This window comes from Pseudomonas leptonychotis, assembly GCF_004920405.1.
Classification (GTDB): Bacteria; Pseudomonadota; Gammaproteobacteria; order Pseudomonadales; family Pseudomonadaceae; genus Aquipseudomonas; species Aquipseudomonas leptonychotis.
Map to the genome: position 1 here is coordinate 1,736,856 of NZ_RFLV01000001.1, position 19,516 is coordinate 1,756,371.

Consider the following 19,516-nt stretch of genomic DNA (forward strand, 5'->3'; position numbering starts at 1 on the left):
CCTTGATGGCGACTCGGTGCGAAATACGCAGCTGAGTATAGGAAAGGATGGCAGCCATTCTAGAGGGCGTAGAACACGTTAATAAGACGCAAAGTGTCGTCGTCATGAATGCTTGACGATCACTATGACGAACTAATCCTGCATATTGTCGTAGTTTGTGACTCGGGTCTGTTCGTGCGCTGGGATGGCCGCTTAATAGTTAAACCGGCTGCCCGCGATCGATTTTGCTGCTGAGGATGATGGACGTGGTGGTCTTTTCCACGCCGTCCACGCTGCCGATCTGATCGAGCAACTGATCCAGTTGCTCCGGCGAATCGGTGCGCAGCCACGCCACGTAATCAAATTCGCCACTGACCGCACACAGCTGTTGTACCTGGGCCATGGCGCCGAGGCGGCGCAGCACCTCCTTGCCGGAACGCGGTTGTACGGTGATCCCCACATACGCTTGCAGCCCGCCATCCACGACCCGTTGGCCGAGCCGCACGCCGTATCCGGTGATGACGTTGGCCTTCTCCAGCCGCGCCAGTCGTGAGGTCACGGTGGTGCGGGCAATCCCCATCTGCCGGGCGAGCATGGCCACGCTCTCACGGGCGTTAATCTGCAGGGCCGCGATCAATTGGCGGTCAATTTCGTCAAGAAAGGGCGGGTGGATGTCAGGCAAGGGGTTTCATCTCCAGCATTACGGTTCCATGGGCCAACATGGTACAGGCGCCACGTCTGCTTGCAGTACATCCAGTGTGCTGCGACATCGCGTATAGAGCCCGCGCTTTGGCGCCTGGCAGTCACCGCTGAATACGCCAAGGCGTCGTCGGCCTGGCTTACGGCAGACCCAGGCGCTTGGCAAGGCGGATCAGGTTGGCGCGGTCGATGCCCAGCTCGCGCGCGGCGGCTGCCCATTTATGTTGGTGGCGGTGCAGCGTTTGGTTAATCAGCTGTTTCTGAAAGCTATCGATAGCTTCACGCAGCGGCATGTTTTGGCTGTGTGGCGCGCTTTCGACTGGCGCCTCTGCTTGGCTGCTGTGCACCTGCGGCAGGTCGAGGTGCGGGCTGTCGATGCTGAGAATGCGTGGGCGTTCGCTGCAGCTGGCCAGTGCCTTGAGCGCGGCGCGGCCGATCAGGTGTTCCAGTTCGCGCACATTGCCCGGCCAGTTGTAGGCCAGCAGGCTGGTTTGCGCCGCCTGGGTCAGGCGCAGGTTGCGCAGCCCCAAACGCGCGCGATTTTCCTCAAGAAAGTAGCCAGCCAGTAGCAGCACGTCGCGGCCACGCTCGCGCAGTGCCGGGACTTTTAGCGGGTAGACGCTGAGGCGGTGGTAGAGATCGGCACGGAAGCGTCCGGCGCGTACTTCCTCGGCCAGATCACGATTACTCGCGGCCAACACGCGCACATCCACATGCTGTTCCATGTCGGCGCCGACGCGTTGCAGTTGGCCGCTCTGCAACACGCGCAGCAGTTTGGCCTGCGCCGCCAGCGGCAACTCACCTATTTCATCGAGGAACAGGCTGCCGCCATCGGCCAGTTCGAATTTGCCGCGCCGTTCGTTGTGCGCGCCGGTAAAGGCGCCGCGCACATGGCCGAACAGCTCACTCTCTACCAGGTTATCCGGCAGCGCCGCACAATTGAGGCTGATCAGAGGCCGGCTGGCACGCAACGAGGCGGCATGCAGGGCTTCGGCAACCAGCTCTTTGCCAACCCCGGTTTCACCACTGATCAGCACGTTCAGCTCGCTGTTGCCGACCAGGGCAATTTCTTGCTGCAGTTGTCTGTGTACAGCGCTCTGGCCAATCAATTCGCGGGGTCGATGCTGCACGGCGGCCTGCTTGTAAGCTTCGGCCAGTTGGTGCTGATCTTCGACGCGTTGCAGCAGCGTGTTGATCCGTTCATTGGCCATCACCGTGGCGGCGGCCAGGCTGGCGAAGGCCTGCAGGTTGTCCAGGTCGACTTTGCCGAAGCTGGAGGGGTCGAGCGAGTCGAGGGTCAGCAGACCCCAGGGTTGATCCTGCACGTACAACGGACAACCCAAGCAGTCATGTACCGGCAGGTGACCACGATGGCCGTCAACCAGACCGTCATAGGGGTCAGGCATGTCGCAGTCGGTGGCAAAGCGGGTGGGCCCGCGTTGCGCCAGTAACGCTTGTAGACGCGGGTGCTCGTCGAGCTTAAAGCGTCGGCCGAGGGTGTCGGTGCTCAGGCCTTCGACCGCCAAGGGGATAAGCGTGTCGCCGTCGAGTTTGAGCAAAGCCACCGCATCGCACGGCAGCAATTGCCTGAGCGCTTGCAGCAGGCGGCGATAGCGTTCAGCTTCCGGCAGTTCGCGAGATAGGTCGGCGACCAGGGGAATCAATGCAGTAACGAGCGGGTTTGCTGTCATAAGGACACTGTTTATGTCATTAAGACTCAAACAATTAGCTGTCTAAAAGACACGGTAATATATAAGTCTTTGATTATTAAGTTAAAAATAATTGGCACGTTTCCTGTAGTAGTCAGGGTGATATGAACAGAACCGCTGCGCAAGTGCAGCGTGTCGCCCTGATGAGGAAACCTCTATGTTGACCCCCGCCCAAACCGCGCTGATCAAAGCCACTGTGCCGTTGCTGGAAAGCGGCGGCGAAGCCCTGACTCGGCACTTCTATGAGCTGATGCTCGGCGAATACCCCGAGGTGCGTGTTCTGTTTAACCAGGCGCACCAGGCCAGCGGCGGTCAGCAGCGTGCCCTGGCCAACGCGGTGCTGATGTATGCCCGTCACATCGACAAGCTGGAAGCGCTGGGCCCTCTAGTGGGGCAGATCGTTAACAAGCATGTGTCGTTGCAGATACTGCCCGAGCATTACCCGATTGTTGGCAGCTGCCTGCTGCGGGCGATTCGTGAAGTGCTGGGTGCCGAGATCGCCACTGATGCGGTGATCGAAGCCTGGGGCGTTGCCTATGGTCAGCTCGCCGACATATTGATTGGCGCCGAAGAGACCGCCTACGCCGCCAATGCCAGTGCCGAAGGTGGCTGGCGCGGGGCGCGTGAATTTCGCCTGAGCCGCAAGGTGGTGGAGAGCGAAGAGATCGTCTCGTTGTATCTGGCTCCGGCTGACGGTGGCGCGGTGGCGGACTTCCAGCCCGGTCAGTACATCGGCCTGCGTTTGCTGTTGGATGGTGAAGAGCAACGCCGCAACTACTCGCTGTCGGCCCTGAGCAATGGCCGCGAATACCGCATCAGCGTTAAGCGTGAGGTCGGCGGCAAGGTTTCCAATTACTTGCATGACCAGTTTCAGCTCGGTGACAGCCTGGAGTTGTTCGCCCCGGCTGGCGATTTCGTGCTGCGCGAGTCCGCCAAACCGTTGGTGCTGATCAGTGCGGGCGTGGGCATTACGCCGGCGTTGAGCATGCTCGAAGCCGCGCGTGACAGTGGCCGCGACATTCACTTTATCCACTGTGCGCGCCATGCCGGTGTACATGCCTTCCGCGACTGGGTTGAGGCGCAGCGCAGTGAGCGCCCGCAGGTGCGGCATTACGTGTGCTACAGCGAGCCGCGCGACGGTGATGCGGGCGATGCCGAAGGCTTCCTCAGTCAACAGCAGTTGGCTGAGTGGTTGCCTGAGCAGCGCGATCTGGATGCCTATTTCCTCGGTCCTAAACCGTTTATGGCGCAGATTAAGCGGCACTTACAGGAATTGGGTGTGCCGGCGGCGCAAAGCCATTACGAATTCTTTGGTCCGGCCAGCGCGCTGGACAGCTGAAGTCAGGGCGCAATGCCTGGGAGGTAAATATGTGGGGTTCTTTCTCGTGTCCGTTGCGGGCGTTGCAGTTGGCGAATCAACTGCTCGTGGCAGGTGTGTTGTTGCTGGTGAGCGGATTGCTGGGCGCCTATGGTTTGAGCGCGCAATTGAGTATCGGCAGCCAGGTGGCGGCGCATAGTTTGACGATCATCGGCCCCGCCTTGCTCAAACTCGGGTATGTAGTGCGTCTGGCTGCGCAACAGCAATTACACGGGCACAAGGAGCCTTGCTGTGTGGCTGCGTGATCGCCAGCAAGAGCTGAGTATTGCGCCGCTGTGGCGCCTGGGTTTTCGTCCGTTCTTTCTCGCTGGCGCGGTGTTTGCCGTGTTGGCGATTGGGCTGTGGGCGGCGGCGTTGTGGGGATTGCTGCCGGGTTGGCAGCCGGTAGGCGGTAGTCTGGCTTGGCACCGGCATGAGCTGCCGTTCGGTTTTGCGGTGGCAATTATTGCCGGTTTTTTGCTGACTGCCGTGCAGAACTGGACGGGGCGGCCGGGCCTGAGTGGTTGGCCGTTGGTTGCGTTGTTCGGGCTCTGGCTGCTGGCGCGATTGGCCTGGTTGCTCGGCGCGCCGTTGCCATTACTGCTGGCGCTGCAATTGCCGTTTCTACCGCTGCTGGCGCTGGTGCTCGGGCGCCAGCTTTGGCGGGTGCGACAATGGCGCAATTTTCCGCTGGTGGCCGTGGTGTTGCTGATGGCCGCCTGCGAATGGCTGCTGCTGTATGGCTTGGCGGTGGGCGATGACAGCCTGCAACGGCGTGGTGCGTTGGCCGGGTTATGGCTGATTGGCGCGTTGGTGAGTGTGATCGGCGGACGGGTGATGCCGTTCTTCACCCAGCGCGGTTTGAACCGGCCGCAACCGTTTGCTCCTCGACCGCGACTCGATGTAGTGACGTTACTGGCTTCGCTGGCTCTGGCACTGCTGTTTGCCAGCGGCCTGGCGCTACAGCCGCAGAGCTGGATGGCACCGCTGGTGCTGGGTTTGGCAGGGCTGCATGTGATGCGTCTGTGGCACTGGTACGACGCCGGTATCTGGCGGGTGCCATTGCTGTGGTCGTTGCACCTGGCCTATGCCTGGCTGCCGTTGGCGCTGCTGGGTCTGGCTGCGTGGAGTTTGGGCTGGTTGAGTAATGTCAGCCTGGCGTATCACGCCTTGGCGCTGGGCTGTGTCGGTGGGGCGATTCTGGCGATGTTGGCCAGGGTCAGCCTTGGTCATACCGGTCGCCCGTTGCAGCCGCCAGCGGTGATCGGTTGGGCGTTTGCCATGCTGCAATTGGGCGCGTTGGCGCGGGTGCTGCTGGTGCCTTTTGCGCCGATGCTCGGGCTGGGTTTATCCAGCTTGCTATGGATGGCCGCCTTCGCCCTGTTTTTGCGTTACTACGCGGCGATGTTCTGGACTGCACGGGTGGATGGGCAGCCGGGTTAGCGTCATATCGGTGGCAGGGACTTTAGCTGCGATGGGCTTGAAGGCGGCGAAAGCGTCGCGGCTGAAGCCCCTCCCACGTCGATCCGGAGTTGCTGAGTGGCGCGCACTCGCCTGACGTTGGGCTTAGAGCACGCCGGCCTCACGCAGGGCGCTGATCTGCTCGGCGCTCAGGCCCAGATGGCGGCTCAGCACCTGCTCGGTGTGTTCGCCGAGCAGCGGGGGGGCGTTGCGGTATTGCACCGGAGTCTCTGATAAGCGCAGTGGGCTTGCCACTTGCGGCGTGCTGCTGCCCAGGCTGTTGGGTAGGTCAATGCGCAGGCCGCGCGCCTGTACTTGAGGGTCGGCAAACACCTGGGCCAAATCGTTGATCGGCCCGCAGGGCACGCCAGCCGCCTCCAGCAGCACCACCCATTCGGCGGTGGTTTTGAATACCGTGGCTTGGCGCAACAGCGGGATCAGCTCGGTGCGGTGGGCAACGCGGGCCTTGTTGGTAGAAAAACGCGAGTCGTCGGCCAAAGCCGTAAGGCCGGCTACCTCGCAAAGCTTGCGGAATTGCCCATCGTTACCCACGGCGATGATGAAGTTGCCGTCGGCCGAGGGGAAATCCTGATAGGGCACGATATTCGGGTGGGCGTTGCCCAGGCGCTTGGGCGCGACCCCGGTGTTGAGGTAGTTCATCGCCTGGTTAGCCAGGCAGGCTACTTGCACGTCGAGCAGGGCCACGTCGATGTGTTGGCCAAGCCCCGATTGCTCGCGCTGATTGAGTGCCGCCAATACGCCGACCGTGGCGTACAGGCCGGTGAGAATGTCGGTCAGGGCGACGCCGACTTTTATGGGGCCAGCGCCCTCCTCGCCATCGGGTTTGCCGGTCAGGCTCATTAACCCGCCGAGGCCTTGGATCATAAAGTCATAACCGGCGCGCTTGGCGTAGGGGCCGTTTTGCCCGAAACCGGTGATGGAGCAGTAGATCAGGCGCGGGTTGAGTGCCTTGAGGGATGCGTAGTCGAGGCCATAGGCCGCGAGGCCGCCGACCTTGAAGTTCTCCAGCAATACGTCGCAGTTCTGCACCAGCTCGCGCACCAGACGTTGGCCCTCGGGCTGGGTGAAATCCAAAGTGACCGATTGCTTGTTGCGGTTGGCGCTTTGGAAGTACGCCGCTTCGCGCGAATCGTTGCCCTCGGCATCTTTCACATAGGGCGGACCCCAGTGGCGGGTGTCATCGCCGCTGCCAGGGCGCTCGATCTTGATCACCTCCGCGCCCAAATCACCGAAAATCTGCCCGGCCCAGGGCCCAGCGAGCACGCGAGAGAGGTCGAGAACGCGGATATGTGACAGGGCACCGGGCATGGGTGAGGCCTCGTGGATAGTTGGAAACGGCGGGGTAGGATGGGTTGAGCGCAGCGATACCCATCAAGCCGAGCGATGGGTTACGCCGCTGTGCGGTTAACCCATCCTACGCAGTAGCGTTAAAAGAACGCCTGCAAGCCGGTTTGTGCGCGGCCAAGAATCAGCGCGTGGACGTCGTGGGTGCCTTCGTAGGTGTTGACCACCTCAAGGTTGACCAGGTGGCGAGCCACGCCGTACTCGTCGCTGATGCCGTTGCCTCCAAGCATGTCGCGGGCCATGCGGGCGATGTCCAGGGACTTGCCGCAGCTGTTGCGCTTCATCATCGAGGTTATTTCCACCGCCGCCGTACCTTCGTCTTTCATTCGGCCGAGGCGCAGGCAACCTTGCAGAGCCATGGTGATCTCGGTCTGCATGTCAGCCAGTTTCTTCTGAATCAGCTGAGTTTGTGCCAGCGGGCGGCCAAACTGCTTGCGATCCAAGGTGTACTGGCGCGCGGTGTGCCAGCAGAACTCGGCGGCGCCCAGCGCGCCCCAGCTGATGCCATAGCGGGCAGAGTTGAGGCAGGTGAACGGGCCTTTGAGGCCGCGTACGTCGGGGAAGGCGTTCTCTTCTGGGCAGAACACGTTGTCCATGACAATTTCGCCGGTGATCGAGGCGCGCAGGCCGACCTTGCCGTGAATCGTCGGGGTGCTCAGGCCCTGCCAGCCTTTTTCCAGGACGAAGCCACGAATTTCGCCGGCATCATCCTTGGCCCAGACCACAAACACGTCGGCGATCGGGCTGTTGGTGATCCACATTTTCGCGCCAGTCAGGCGATAGCCACCGTCGACCTTTTTGGCGCGGGTGATCATGCTGCCTGGGTCGGAGCCATGGTCCGGCTCGGTCAGCCCAAAGCAGCCGATGTATTCGCCGCTGGCGAGCTTAGGCAGGTACTTCTGCCTGGTCGCTTCGTTGCCAAACTCAAAGATCGGCACCATCACCAAGGACGACTGCACGCTCATCATCGAGCGGTAGCCAGAGTCGACACGCTCGACTTCGCGGGCGATCAGGCCGTAGCTCACGTAGTTGAGGCCACTGCCGCCGTATTCTTCGGGGATGGTGGCGCCGAGCAGGCCGGTCTCGCCCATCTCGCGGAAAATCTTCGGGTCGGTTTGCTCGTGGCGGAAGGCTTCGATCACCCGGGGGGCCAGTTTGTCGGCGGCGAACTGCTGGGCGCTGCCCTGCACCATGCGCTCTTCTTCGGTCAGCTGTTGGTCCAGCAGCAGTGGGTCGATCCAGTTGAAGCTTGCCTTGGCCATCGCGAAAACCTCGAATTCAGACAGTAATAAAGCGGGTCTGCACGCAGTGAAGAGGCGCCCGCATAGATGTGGGATTGATCCTAGGCGGCATATGGCAAGCAGGCAAACGAGTATTGCGCACGTAGTTGTGCGTAATGCTCACTTCGAGATAGGGTTATTCGGCTTATTTCGCTGAATAAAGTGAGGTTGATGCACACATGCGCCGCAAAATTCCCAGTACTGCTGCGCTGATTGCGTTTGAGTCGGCTGCTCGGCATCAGAGTTTTACCAAGGCCGCCGAAGAGCTGAGCCTGACCCAGGGTGCGGTGTGCCGGCAAATTGCCGGGCTGGAGGCCTTCCTTAATATCGAGTTGTTCCGCCGCTCGCGCCGGGGGGTGGTGCTGACTGAGGCCGGGCAATCCTATGCGCGCCGGGTTGCCGGGCAACTGGATGCGGTGGAGCGCGACACCCTGGCCGTGATGGGCCAACAGGGTGCAATGAGCATCGAGCTGGCGGTGGTGCCGACCTTTGGTACGCAGTGGCTGCTGCCGCGACTCAAGGATTTTCAGCGCCTGCACCCTGAGGTCACGGTCAACTTGACCAACCGTACACGGCCTTTTCTGTTTGCCGATACCGAGTTCGACGCTGCGGTGTATTTCGGCGATGGCGATTGGTCCGGCACCCAGGCGCATCTGCTGATGGGTGAGAACCCGATGCCGGTGTGCAGCCCGGGCCTGCTCGATGGGCAGACGCAACTGAGCGTTGAACAGATTGCCACGCTGCCGCTGTTACAGCAGACCACCCGGCCCTACGCCTGGCGGCAGTGGTTCAGCGCCCAAGGCTTGAGTACCGCACGGGACATGACGGGACCGCGCTACGAGCTGTTTTCCATGCTGGCGCAGGCGGCCATGCATGACATGGGCATCGCCCTGATTCCGCCGTTTCTGATCCGCCGCGAGCTGGACGAAGGGCGCCTGGTGATCGCGGCGTCACTCAGTCTGCCGACTGATAAGGCGTATTACCTGATGATCCCCGAACGCAAACTGGAGTCGGCCGCCTTGCTGTTGTTGCGCGACTGGCTGGTAGGCGAAGCCCATGATTATGCCCTGGCCAATGGCCTGAACAGCCGAAAACGTTAGTGGCGTGCATTAAAAGCGCTGTAGGTAGTTCGTCGGAATCAACTTTACCCCGTTACAGGCCCCGTCTAGAGTGCGTGCCGAGCTAATATTGACCCCGTAGTCAGCTATCTTGATCGCTACACTTGTGCTCAGTTTTTAAAGCAGTAGTGTTTATTTTTTTGCACACTAATGCCGCTGTAGCCCAATGAATTGGCGGTTTTTATCGGGTAATACGGGTTTGTCCGTTGATCTGATAGCAGTGCATTTATGTCAGGAATGGGGACGGTTGAAAAAAGCCTTATAAATCGTACGTGAGCCTTGCACTGCGAGGCTTTAAGGGATTTGCGTGACTTGTTGGTCACTCGCTGCCTTGTAGTTATCTTAAGGTTTTACTTCATAACGCCTTGAAGGCTATGGCCTTCGCCTGCAAAATGCCGCCCCCGATTGCTGCAGACTGTTTGCCGGTCGGATTTGTGCTGATCCTCCCCATTGCCCGCGTGCCATCCGCAGTGCGCCGGTTCACCAAAAAGATCACGCAGGAGAATTGAAGTGCACATCGGTGTTCCTCTCGAAACCCATGCTGGTGAGACGCGCGTTGCCGCAACTCCCGAAACCATCAAGAAGCTGATCGGCCAAGGCCATCAGGTGACCGTTCAGGCCGGTGCCGGCGTAACTGCCAGCATCCCAGACAGCGCCTATGAAGCCGTCGGCGCCACTATTGCCACTGATGTTGCTGCCTTCGGCGCAGATCTGGTGCTGAAAGTGGTTGCCCCAACCGAAGCCGAGCTGGCGCATATGAAGTCTGGTGCGGTACTGGTTGGCATGCTCAACCCGTTTTGCAACGACACCATCGCGCGGATGAATGCCCGTGGCGTCACCGCTTTCGCCCTGGAGGCCGCTCCGCGTACCTCCCGTGCGCAAAGTCTGGACGTGCTGTCGTCGCAAGCCAACATCGCCGGCTACAAGGCTGTGCTGCTGGCGGCGCACCACTACCCGCGCTTTATGCCGATGCTGATGACTGCTGCCGGTACCGTTAAGGCCGCGCGTATTCTCATCCTCGGTGCGGGTGTTGCCGGCTTGCAGGCCATCGCCACGGCCAAGCGTCTGGGTGCGGTGATCGAAGCCTCCGACGTGCGTCCTGCGGTTAAAGAGCAGATCGAGTCGCTCGGCGCCAAGTTCGTCGATGTGCCGTTCGAGACCGATGAAGAGCGTGAATGCGCCCAAGGCGTGGGCGGCTATGCGCGGCCGATGCCGGCGTCGTGGATGGAGCGTCAGGCCAAAGCGGTGCACGAGAAGGCCAAGCTGGCTGACATCGTCATCACCACCGCGCTGATTCCGGGCCGCAAGGCACCGACCCTGCTGCATGCCGCCACCGTAGCGGAAATGAAGCCAGGCTCGGTGATCATCGACCTCGCCGCTGCGCAAGGCGGTAACTGCCCGCTGACCGTGGCTGAGCAAGTGGTGGTCGAGCACGGCGTGACCATCGTCGGCCACAGCAACCTGGCGGCCATGGTGCCGGCGGATGCTTCGGCGCTGTACGCACGCAACCTGCTGGACTTCCTCAAGCTGGTCATCGACGGCGAAGGCAAGTTCCACCTCAACCTTGAAGACGACATCGTTAACGCGTGCCTGATGTGCCGCGATAACCAAGTCGTCCGTACGAACGGCTAAGGGGAGCAACGCTCATGGATATGATTTCCGACGGCATCTACAACCTGATCATCTTTGCACTGGCCATCTACGTGGGTTACCACGTGGTGTGGAACGTGACCCCGGCCCTGCACACCCCGCTGATGGCGGTGACCAACGCAATTTCCGCGATCGTTATCGTCGGCGCCATGCTGGCTGCTGCCCTGACCGTGACCCCACTGGGTAAAACCATGGGCACCCTGGCGGTGGCCCTGGCTGCGGTCAACGTGTTCGGTGGCTTTCTGGTCACCCGGCGCATGCTGGAAATGTTCAAGAAGAAAGCGCCGAAAGCCGCTGCAGGGGAGAAGCATTGATGAGTATGAATCTGATCACCGTGCTCTACCTTGTTGCCTCGATCTGCTTTATCCAGGCACTCAAAGGCTTGTCGCACCCGACGACCTCGCGTCGCGGCAACCTGTTTGGCATGCTCGGCATGGGTTTGGCGGTGCTGACTACCGTTGCCCTGATCTACAAGCTCGGCGCTGAAATCGCCACCGCTGGCATCGGCTACGTGATTGTCGGCCTGCTGGTCGGCGGTACGGTCGGTACCGTCATGGCCAAACGCGTAGAAATGACCAAGATGCCGGAACTGGTCGCCTTCATGCACAGCATGATCGGTTTGGCAGCGGTGTTTATTGCCATTGCTGCGGTGGTTGAGCCGCAGTCACTGGGTATCGTTGCCGCGCTGGGCGATGCAATTCCAGCGGGCAATCGTCTGGAGCTGTTCCTCGGTGCAGCTATTGGTGCCATCACCTTCTCCGGTTCGGTAATTGCCTTCGGCAAGCTGTCGGGCAAGTACAAGTTCCGTCTGTTCCAAGGCGCACCGGTACAGTTCAAGGGTCAGCATTGGATCAACCTGGCCATTGGCCTGGCGATTCTCGGCCTCGGCCTGATGTACACCTTCACCGGTGACCTGACCGCATTCGCCATCCTGCTGGCCCTGGCCTTCGTGATCGGCGTGCTGATCATCATCCCGATTGGCGGTGCAGACATGCCGGTCGTGGTGTCGATGCTCAACAGCTACTCGGGCTGGGCGGCGGCCGGTATCGGCTTCTCGCTGAACAACTCGATGCTGATCATTGCCGGTTCGCTGGTGGGTTCATCAGGCGCGATCCTCTCCTACATCATGTGCAAGGCGATGAACCGTTCGTTCTTCAACGTGATCCTCGGTGGTTTCGGTGGTGCTCCGGCAGAAGCCGGCCCAGCGGGTGCCAAAGAAGCGCGTCCGGTTAAATCCGGTTCGAGCGACGATGCAGCCTTCCTGCTGACCAACGCGGACACCGTGATCATCGTGCCGGGCTACGGTCTGGCTGTGGCCCGTGCTCAGCACGCGCTGATGGAACTGGCAGAGAAGCTGACGCACCGTGGCGTGACCGTGAAGTACGCGATCCACCCGGTCGCTGGCCGTATGCCAGGCCACATGAACGTCCTGCTGGCTGAGGCTGAAGTGCCTTACGAGCAGGTGTTCGAGATGGACGACATCAACTCCGAGTTCGGCCAAGCCGACGTGGTGCTGGTGCTCGGCGCCAACGACGTGGTCAACCCGGCGGCAAAGAACGACCCGACGTCGCCGATCGCCGGTATGCCGATTCTCGAGGCTTACAAAGCCAAGACCGTGATCGTCAACAAGCGCTCGATGGCCAGCGGCTACGCCGGCCTGGACAACGAACTGTTCTACCTCGACAAGACCATGATGGTCTTCGGCGACGCCAAGAAAGTCATCGAAGATATGGTTAAAGCGGTCGAGTAATCGAGCGCGTTAACTGCACAAAAAACCCGGCCTAGGCCGGGTTTTTTGTATCGGTTATTTTTTTTGCTCTAACAGCTCGCGATAGAGCTGCGCCATCTGTCGCCCCATCTGCTCAGAGGTGAACAGCTGCTCATAACGCTGGCCAGCCTTGCGCCCCATCTCCTGCGCCTGCTCGGGGTTGTCCCACAGCGTGCGCATGGCTTCACGAAACGCGACGGGGTTACTCGGTGGCACCACTAAGCCGGTTTCACCGTGGATATTGATATAGCTGGTGCCGGTGCCGATTTCGCTGGAAATCATCGGTTTGCCGTACATGGCTCCCTCTAATAAGGAAATGCCAAAAGCTTCCGAGCGTAGATGCGAAGGAAATACGATGGCGCTGCAGAGCTGCAACAAGGCGACCTTGTCTTCCTCACCCAAGCGGCCGAGAAAGTGCATATTGGTTAAACCCAACGTGGCTGCTTGCTCACGCAGTTCCTGCTCCAGCGGGCCAGCGCCGACTATGACGATTGGATAATCCGTGCCCTGCGCAGCCTCAAGCAGAATGTGCAGACCTTTGTAGTAGCGCATTACGCCGACAAACAGAAAGAAACGCCGGCCGAAGCGCTGCTCCCAGTTAGTCGAGCACTGTGGGCTGGGCACCGGATAACCACTGCGATCCAAGCCATAGGGGATCACCTGAGTTTTTCCCCGATAGCGTTCAAGTACCGGGCTGGTCTCAAGGTAGTTCGGTGAGGCGGCAACAATCCGATCGGCACGATTTAGAAAGGCGTGCATCAGTGGGCTGTACAAGCGCATCAAATTCTTTTGCCGGACGATATCCGAGTGATAAGTCACCACCACCGGCTTGTTTACCGCAGACGCGAAGTGCACCAGATCCATAAACGGCCATGGGAAATGGTAATTGATGATGTCTGCTTGCGCGGCTAGCTCGCGAAACTGCTTGAACACGCTAAAGGAAAAACCGGTAGAGGCCAGTTGCAGGTCCAGCTTGGCTCTGTGCACCTTGTGATCGGCCACCATCACCTCACGTGGTTGCGGATTGGCGCTGAGGGTCAGCACTTCACTGTGAACCCCATGCGCCATGCCACTCTGACAGAGCTGGAAGATGACCTGCTCGATGCCCCCCATAGATTCGGGGAGGTAAGTTTTGAAAAAATGTAAAACGCGCATCAGGACTCCACAACCTGTCGGTACACATTCGCGGTAATCGCCGCGCAGCGTTGCCAGGAAAACGCTTCGGCGCGCAGTAAACCTGTATCGCGCCGACGTTGCCATTCTGGCTGGTCATCAATTAACTGCTGGATAGCCTCGGCGCAGGCCTGTTCATCCTGCGGGTCAATATAGGTTCCGGCCTCGCCAGCCACTTCTGGCAACGCCGAGCTACGGCTGAGGATCACCGGGGTGCCGCTGGCCATCGCCTCCAGGACCGGCAGGCCAAAGCCTTCGTAAAGCGAAGGAAACAGCAGCAAGCGTGCGCCGGCCAGCAGTTCGGCAATCGTCGTGTCACTCTGATAACCCAGCAAACGCACTTGGCCGCTGGCCAATGCCCGCTGCAACGGCTCGGCCAACTGTTCTGGGCGCCATCCCGGCATGCCGACGATCACCAGCGGATACTGCTCACGTAGAGCTGCCGGCAGGCATTGATAAGTCCGTAGAGCCAGTTGCAGGTTCTTGCGCGGCTCCAGGGTGCCAACGCACAGCAGGTAGCGACTGGGCTGCAAATCTAAAGCCTGCAGCGGCGCCGCTAACTGCGCAGCAGTACGCGGATAAAAGCGCGCGGCGTAACCCAGCGGCGCCACCACTACCCGCTCGGTAGGTACGCCGTAATAGCGACAGACTTCCTCGCCGATGAAATGTGAGTCGACCAGAATTCGCTCGGCCCGCTCGACACTGCGAGCCGCATGCCGCTCAATTTCGCGCAGACGATCGGCCGGCTGAGTTTCTGGGAAGTGCACATGGGTCAGGTCGTGAAGGGTCATCACCATCGGACCGTTGCATTCAAACGGCCATAAACTCGGATCGTGATAGAGGTCGACGCCGGCAGTGCCACGATTAAAACGTTGCTGCTCAACCAGTCGGCGCAGGGCATAAGCATTCGGCACCCAGCGCTTGATCAGCCCGCTCGCACGGGAATAGCCCGGCAGCGCAGCAGCAGGCAATTCAGACTGCCAACTCCAACCGTTGAACAGCCTTAGCTCAATCTCAGGATAAGCCGCCAACGCTTGCACCAGCTCAACCAGGTACTGGCCAATTCCGGTGCGCGGCGCACGCAGAATGCCTGCGTTAAGGGCGACCCGCATGGGTATATTCCTGTCGCTGTGGGGCCTCTTGTGGTCCAACCTCAGCCATTATGCCGTCGACCAGCTGCCTACAGGCTCCGCCCCAACCAATCCACTGCCAATCGGTCAGCTGGCCCGCCGCAGGGAACTCGCCACTTTGTTCGAAGCGCGTCACCAAGTCGGCCAGCGTCTGCGGTGCCTGCAAGTCGAAGTACGCCATGTACTCGCCGCCCACTTCATGGAATACCGGAATGTCGCTGCCCATGGCGGGCAACCCACGCTGCATGGCCTCGACCAAGGGCAAACCAAAGCCTTCATCATGGGAGGAGAACACCAGCGCTTTCGCCCGTGCGTAGGCGTATTCCAAACCGCCGTCATCCAGCTGGTTGAACATAAACAGTCGCCGGCCAAATTCAGGGTGCCCTTCAATGCGCTTGATCAGCGCTTCGCACTTCCAGCCAACCCGACCAATGATGCACAGCCTAACGGGGCTCTGTTGTGCCCATAACAACTCGAAGGCGTCGAGTAGGTAGCTGTGATTTTTACGCGGCTCGACAGTGCTAACCGCCAAGTAGACCGGCTGCTCGGCGTTAAACAGGCGGGTTAGCTCGGCGGGTGGTGCCAGCTCTGCCCGGATCAGGTCCAACTCGGAGCCCAGGTGAAAATAACCATACCAAGGCTTTTCTGCGGCCACTGTGCCCAGGCGCGTGGCCAATTCATGCTTGAGCTGGTCACGCACACTGCGCGAGATGGCCATATAGCCGTCCGCTGTATGGATTACCCAGTCAAACCAAGCGCTAAAAACCGCACTGAGACGCGTATCAAAGAACTCCGGGCGAGTGAGCGGGATCAGATCGTAAAGCACCGCAACAATGCCTACGCCTTGGCGCTTTAGCTGCTCTATTTGGCCAAAGTGCGCCTCGTGCCAAGACGAGTCGAGGAGCACCAATTGATCACCCGCGTGCGCTTCGAAAGGCTCTGCGCGCAGTAATAAAGGGTCAAAACCCAATAGCCGCAAGCTACGCAGACCCAAGGCAATAGGTAAGTTCAGAACGCGGCTAACTACGTAAAAGGCGCGGCGAAGATTGTGCACTCGGGTCATCGGCCAGTGGTTTTCATAGCGGCCATGGGCGCGCCAGAAAGCACCATTGAGTCGCTCCAACAACTCATAGGCGCGGGCCAACAACGCCTCATCCGCCGGGTCTGGTGTTAGCTTGGTGACACGATAAAGCCGGCCACGCGCAAAGATCACCGGAATGCATTCCACGGTGTCAGCGGTACTGCCCAGGTGCCGCACGATGTTGCGCACGACCCGCTGAATCCCCGAGTTAACCCGTGGATTGCGAAACACGTTGGTGCATTCAATCAGCAAGCGAGTCACTGTGAGGCCGCCGAGCTGTTGATGCTTATTTGCGGGCGTTCAATGCTGATCTGCGCATCCAGCCAGGAGCAGCCGACAAAATTCTCCCGGGTGGTGTTAACCACATGGAAAACCAAACCGTAATCACGCCATTCGTAATTCTTATCCAGGTGTGAATCTTGGCTGGTGAGGCTCAAAGAAATCGAATAGTGAGCCTGACCCAGAAGCACCGGGAAGGCGAAACGGAAGGTAAGGGTTTCCCCCGCCTGCAATGACTCAAGTGCTTGGGCCGTACGCTGAGTATTAAGGCCATACATCGCCTGACCAAAGCGATCCTTGATCAAAAACCCCAGAACTAACTGCTCAATGGGTTGTTGTACCTGCACCTGAACTTCCAGCACTACGGGGCTCCCGACTTCAACTACATCGAGCTCCCGACCTTCGTTATCCAGCAGGTGTACAGCGGCGATCACCGCTTCTGCTGTGCCTGACACGGTCTGAACATGACCGGAACTGAGCATCTCTTGGCGAATGGTCTTGCCTTCACGATCGGCCATCAGGGCGTGGTAGTAATCCAGCACTGTGTCGGGCTTGCCCTGAAGCGCCAGGGCGCCGTCATGGAGCAGCAAAGCACGATCACAAATCGATTGGATGGCGTAGCGATCATGGGAAACAATCAGCAGGGTAGTGCCTTCGCGGCGAAACTGGCGAATGCGCTCAAAGCTCTTGTGTTGGAAGTACGCATCGCCCACGGACAGGGCTTCATCAACGATCAGAATGTCCGGCCGCCGAGCGGTGGCCACACTGAAAGCCAGGCGCATTTGCATGCCACTTGAATAGGTGCGCAGAGGTTGATCAATGGCGTCGCCAATTTCGGCAAAGGCTTCAATTGCAGGCATCAGTGCCTGAATCTCAGCAACGTTTAGCCCCAGCAATTGGGAGGCCATGATTACATTCTGCCGGCCGCTAAACTCGGGATGAAAGCCCATGCCCAATTCTAATAGAGCCGCGACACGACCTTGAAACTCGACAGTGCCCTCACTGGCTTTCGTGGTGCCGGTGATTAATTTGAGGAGTGTGCTTTTGCCTGCGCCGTTGGCACCAACTAGGCCAACAGCTTCTCCCGGCTCAACCTCAAAGTTGATATCACGCAGCACCCAGTGCAAGCGATGACGCGGCCCTGCAAAGGGCCACAGCCATTCGGCCAAACGCGCCCAGCGCGTCGGGTACTGTTTGTAGGCTTTACCCAGCTGGGTGACTTTGATGCTGCCCATCAGAGTTCATCCACCATTTCACCGGAGCGCTTACGAAACAGGTGCATGCCGAGTAAACAGAGCGCCGTCGCCAGCAGCGCAGTTGGCCAGAGTGAGATCCAGTCGGGCCAGCGGCCATACACAAAAATACCCTGATAGGCCGTCATTAATGGCGCCATAGGATTAAGAACGATCAGTGATTGAATGCTTTTCGGCAGAATCGACAACGGATAGACGATGGGGGTAAACCAAAACCAAAACTGCAAAACAATCGCCATCAACTGGCCAACATCGCGAAAAAATACGTTGAGCACACCGAGGCTGATGCCTAAGCCGATAGAAAAGGCGATCTGGATCAGCAGCACGGGAATAACTCCCAGTACCGCCCAGCCGGGGAAGTTCTGGGTCACCAGCAAGAAGCCGAGAAACAGCGAAAATATGATCGCGAAGTTCACGCCGGCGTTCAGCACCACAATCAATGGCAGGCAAATACGTGGAAAACTCAGGCGCTTGATCAGGTTGGCGTGTTCAAGAAATACCGACTGACTGCGATTGATCACCTCGGCAAAAAAGCCCCAAGCGAGAATTCCGGTGCACAGGTAAATGCCATAGGCCAGGCTGCTATCCACGCCGGGCAGGCGAGCTTTCATCAACTGGGAAAAGATCACCGTGTAGACGATGATCATCGACAGCGGATTAAGAATGGTCCAAACCGCACCCAGCAGTGAATTGCGATAGCGTGTTTGAAACTCGCGTTGCACGCTGCCCAGTACAAAGCCGCGGTAATTCCATACCGCACGGGCCATGCCGATGGCCATTACTGCACCCTGCCGTACTGATCTTCGAAGCGGACGATATCGTCTTCGCCGAGGTATTCGCCGCTTTGTACTTCGATCATTACCAGATCAATTACACCTGGGTTTTCCAACCGATGCTTGTGTCCAGCAGGGATAAAGGTTGACTCATTGCTGTTGATCAATAGCGGCGTATCGCCATTCACAACCTTGGCCATGCCCTGCACAACGATCCAGTGTTCGCTGCGATGATGGTGCATCTGCAAGGACAGTGCGGCCCCAGGTTTGACCACGATGCGTTTGATCTTGAAGCGTGGGCCTTCTTCCAGCACCGTGTAGGTGCCCCAGGGCCGCGATACCGTGCGATGCAGGCGGTAGGCTTGATGGTTTTCTAACTTCAGACGCTTGGCAACCTGACCCACTTGCTGTGTGCAGTCGGCATGGGCTACCAGAATCGCGTCGGGTGTCTCGACCACAATCAGATTGTCGACCCCAACGGTAGCCACCAAACGACCCTGGCTCTGCACGAAGGTATTGCGACTGTTGATAAAAATGGCATCGCCTTGAACACGATTTTGCTGGTCATCGGCCTCCACCAGTTCGCGCAGGGCATTCCACGAACCGATATCACTCCAATCAAAAGCGGCCGGCACTACTGCAACCTTGTCAGAGCGCTCCATCAAGGCATAGTCGATGGAGATATCCGGCAAGGCGGCAAAACTCTGTGCGTGCAATTCCTGCATCTGCGCGCTCTCACCACGGGGGCTGAGTGCTACACATGCGCGCGCCAGCTCCAGCAACTCCGGCGCATGCTGCTGTAATTGGTCAATCAAGCTGCCAGCGGTAAAGCAGAACATCCCTGAGTTCCACAGGAACCGACCACTCTCGAGATATTCCTTCGCCGTCGCCTGATCAGGTTTCTCTACAAAACGCTGGACTCGGCAGCCACCGCGCTCATCCAGGTTATCGCCGGCTTCGATGTAGCCGAAGCCGGTTTCAGGTGCTGTGGGCCGAATACCGTATGTCACTAGATAGCCCTGACGAGCCAGGACCAGCGCATGTTCGGTCGCCGCCTTGAATCCAGGTAAATCATGGATCAGATGGTCTGCAGCCATGACGACCAACACCGTGTCCTCGCCATGTTCTGCAGCCACAACCAAAGCCGCCACGGCGATGGCTGAGGCCGTATTACGGCCTTGCGGCTCAAGCAGGAAGCGGGCGCGATGACGGTTTAAGCTGGCTTGAGCGAAATGATCACGGCTTTCAAAGTAGTGCTCGCGATTGGTCACCGTGAGCATTTCGCCGCCCTCAGCAATCAGGCTCGCGGCGCGCACATAGGTTTTCTGCAGCAGCGATTGGCCATCCGGTAAGCGCATAAAGGGCTTGGGGTGGTCCTCGCGCGAGGCTGGCCATAAGCGTGTACCGGCACCGCCGGAAAGGATGACAGGAACGATCATTC

The 19,516-nt window shown here is 59.3% G+C and carries 17 protein-coding genes; 7 read left to right on the top strand and 10 right to left on the bottom strand.

What is annotated here, in order from left to right:
- Positions 1–199: 199 nt before the first annotated feature.
- Both D8779_RS07870 and norR read right to left on the bottom strand, forming a co-directional pair.
- Positions 200–661 (bottom strand): Lrp/AsnC family transcriptional regulator, encoded by a 462-nt coding sequence (locus D8779_RS07870; protein ID WP_136663859.1) that lies wholly within the window; start codon positions 659–661, stop codon positions 200–202.
- 157 nt (positions 662–818) lie between these two features.
- The gene (gene norR, locus D8779_RS07875; protein WP_136663860.1) at positions 819–2,369 is read right to left on the bottom strand and encodes a nitric oxide reductase transcriptional regulator NorR; all 1,551 of its coding nucleotides are present in this window, start codon (positions 2,367–2,369) and stop codon (positions 819–821) included.
- Between the two features lie 175 nt (positions 2,370–2,544).
- On the opposite strand from norR, the gene hmpA reads away from it, so the two are divergent.
- From hmpA to D8779_RS07890, 3 genes are read left to right on the top strand one after another with little or no spacing between them, the layout of a single operon-like run.
- Positions 2,545–3,726: an NO-inducible flavohemoprotein gene (gene hmpA / locus D8779_RS07880; RefSeq protein ID WP_136663861.1), complete on the top strand. Its 1,182-nt coding sequence runs from the start codon at positions 2,545–2,547 to the stop codon at positions 3,724–3,726.
- 29 nt (positions 3,727–3,755) lie between these two features.
- Entirely contained in the window at positions 3,756–4,010 is a 255-nt protein-coding gene (locus tag D8779_RS07885; protein ID WP_136663862.1) for a transmembrane sensor/regulator PpyR, read from the top strand.
- Complete coding sequence (locus D8779_RS07890) at positions 3,997–5,187, top strand: NnrS family protein (protein WP_136663863.1); 1,191 nt, start codon at positions 3,997–3,999, stop codon at positions 5,185–5,187. The genes D8779_RS07885 and D8779_RS07890 overlap by 14 nt, the downstream gene beginning before the upstream one ends.
- A gap of 123 nt (positions 5,188–5,310) precedes the next feature.
- Here the strand turns inward: D8779_RS07890 and D8779_RS07895 are convergent, their stop codons facing one another.
- Together D8779_RS07895 and D8779_RS07900 are read right to left on the bottom strand one after the other, a co-directional pair.
- Positions 5,311–6,534, bottom strand: coding sequence for a CaiB/BaiF CoA transferase family protein (locus D8779_RS07895; RefSeq protein ID WP_136663864.1), 1,224 nt, complete (start codon positions 6,532–6,534; stop codon positions 5,311–5,313).
- 119 nt (positions 6,535–6,653) lie between these two features.
- A complete protein-coding gene (locus D8779_RS07900) occupies positions 6,654–7,832 on the bottom strand; it encodes an acyl-CoA dehydrogenase (protein WP_136663865.1) in 1,179 nt (392 codons plus the stop codon).
- A 197-nt stretch (positions 7,833–8,029) separates the two neighbouring features.
- Between D8779_RS07900 and D8779_RS07905 the strand changes: the two genes are divergently transcribed.
- From D8779_RS07905 to D8779_RS07920, 4 genes are all read left to right on the top strand, one after another.
- Entirely contained in the window at positions 8,030–8,950 is a 921-nt protein-coding gene (locus D8779_RS07905; protein ID WP_136663866.1) for a LysR family transcriptional regulator, read from the top strand.
- A gap of 528 nt (positions 8,951–9,478) precedes the next feature.
- The gene (locus tag D8779_RS07910; protein ID WP_090241159.1) at positions 9,479–10,600 is read left to right on the top strand and encodes a Re/Si-specific NAD(P)(+) transhydrogenase subunit alpha; all 1,122 of its coding nucleotides are present in this window, start codon (positions 9,479–9,481) and stop codon (positions 10,598–10,600) included.
- A gap of 14 nt (positions 10,601–10,614) precedes the next feature.
- Positions 10,615–10,932, top strand: a complete 318-nt coding sequence (locus D8779_RS07915) for an NAD(P) transhydrogenase subunit alpha part 2 (protein ID WP_090241161.1) — start codon at positions 10,615–10,617, stop codon at positions 10,930–10,932.
- Entirely contained in the window at positions 10,932–12,368 is a 1,437-nt protein-coding gene (locus D8779_RS07920; RefSeq protein WP_136663867.1) for an NAD(P)(+) transhydrogenase (Re/Si-specific) subunit beta, read from the top strand. Before D8779_RS07915 ends, D8779_RS07920 begins: the two co-directional genes overlap by 1 nt.
- Positions 12,369–12,422: 54 nt before the next feature.
- On the opposite strand, the gene D8779_RS07925 is transcribed toward D8779_RS07920, so the two are convergent.
- From D8779_RS07925 to D8779_RS07950, 6 genes are read right to left on the bottom strand one after another with little or no spacing between them, the layout of a single operon-like run.
- Positions 12,423–13,541, bottom strand: coding sequence for a glycosyltransferase family 4 protein (locus D8779_RS07925; protein WP_136663868.1), 1,119 nt, complete (start codon positions 13,539–13,541; stop codon positions 12,423–12,425).
- A complete protein-coding gene (locus D8779_RS07930; RefSeq protein WP_136663869.1) occupies positions 13,541–14,671 on the bottom strand; it encodes a glycosyltransferase family 4 protein in 1,131 nt (376 codons plus the stop codon). Before D8779_RS07930 ends, D8779_RS07925 begins: the two co-directional genes overlap by 1 nt.
- Positions 14,655–16,031 carry a glycosyltransferase family 4 protein gene (locus D8779_RS07935; protein ID WP_136663870.1) on the bottom strand — a complete coding sequence of 459 codons (1,377 nt, stop codon included), beginning with the start codon at positions 16,029–16,031 and terminating at the stop codon, positions 14,655–14,657. The genes D8779_RS07930 and D8779_RS07935 overlap by 17 nt, the downstream gene beginning before the upstream one ends.
- Positions 16,028–17,284 (bottom strand): ABC transporter ATP-binding protein, encoded by a 1,257-nt coding sequence (locus tag D8779_RS07940; protein WP_136663871.1) that lies wholly within the window; start codon positions 17,282–17,284, stop codon positions 16,028–16,030. The genes D8779_RS07935 and D8779_RS07940 overlap by 4 nt, the downstream gene beginning before the upstream one ends.
- Positions 17,284–18,081, bottom strand: a complete 798-nt coding sequence (locus D8779_RS07945; protein WP_136663872.1) for an ABC transporter permease — start codon at positions 18,079–18,081, stop codon at positions 17,284–17,286. The genes D8779_RS07940 and D8779_RS07945 overlap by 1 nt, the downstream gene beginning before the upstream one ends.
- Positions 18,081–19,514, bottom strand: a complete 1,434-nt coding sequence (locus D8779_RS07950; RefSeq protein WP_136663873.1) for a mannose-1-phosphate guanylyltransferase/mannose-6-phosphate isomerase — start codon at positions 19,512–19,514, stop codon at positions 18,081–18,083. Before D8779_RS07950 ends, D8779_RS07945 begins: the two co-directional genes overlap by 1 nt.
- Positions 19,515–19,516: the final 2 nt, after the last annotated feature.

Bases quoted from the DNA above. Each gene is read 5' to 3' on its own strand.
- D8779_RS07950 (WP_136663873.1), bottom strand. From the start codon at position 19,514: ATGATCGTTCCTGTCATCCTTTCCGGCGGTGCCGGTACACGCTTATGG.
- D8779_RS07900 (WP_136663865.1), bottom strand. From the start codon at position 7,832: ATGGCCAAGGCAAGCTTCAACTGGATCGACCCACTGCTGCTGGACCAA.
- D8779_RS07895 (WP_136663864.1), bottom strand. From the start codon at position 6,534: ATGCCCGGTGCCCTGTCACATATCCGCGTTCTCGACCTCTCTCGCGTG.
- D8779_RS07930 (WP_136663869.1), bottom strand. From the start codon at position 14,671: ATGCGGGTCGCCCTTAACGCAGGCATTCTGCGTGCGCCGCGCACCGGA.
- D8779_RS07920 (WP_136663867.1), top strand. From the start codon at position 10,932: ATGAGTATGAATCTGATCACCGTGCTCTACCTTGTTGCCTCGATCTGC.
- D8779_RS07915 (WP_090241161.1), top strand. From the start codon at position 10,615: ATGGATATGATTTCCGACGGCATCTACAACCTGATCATCTTTGCACTG.
- D8779_RS07905 (WP_136663866.1), top strand. From the start codon at position 8,030: ATGCGCCGCAAAATTCCCAGTACTGCTGCGCTGATTGCGTTTGAGTCG.
- D8779_RS07885 (WP_136663862.1), top strand. From the start codon at position 3,756: ATGTGGGGTTCTTTCTCGTGTCCGTTGCGGGCGTTGCAGTTGGCGAAT.
- D8779_RS07925 (WP_136663868.1), bottom strand. From the start codon at position 13,541: ATGCGCGTTTTACATTTTTTCAAAACTTACCTCCCCGAATCTATGGGG.
- D8779_RS07940 (WP_136663871.1), bottom strand. From the start codon at position 17,284: ATGGGCAGCATCAAAGTCACCCAGCTGGGTAAAGCCTACAAACAGTAC.
- hmpA (WP_136663861.1), top strand. From the start codon at position 2,545: ATGTTGACCCCCGCCCAAACCGCGCTGATCAAAGCCACTGTGCCGTTG.
- D8779_RS07945 (WP_136663872.1), bottom strand. From the start codon at position 18,081: ATGGCCATCGGCATGGCCCGTGCGGTATGGAATTACCGCGGCTTTGTA.
- norR (WP_136663860.1), bottom strand. From the start codon at position 2,369: ATGACAGCAAACCCGCTCGTTACTGCATTGATTCCCCTGGTCGCCGAC.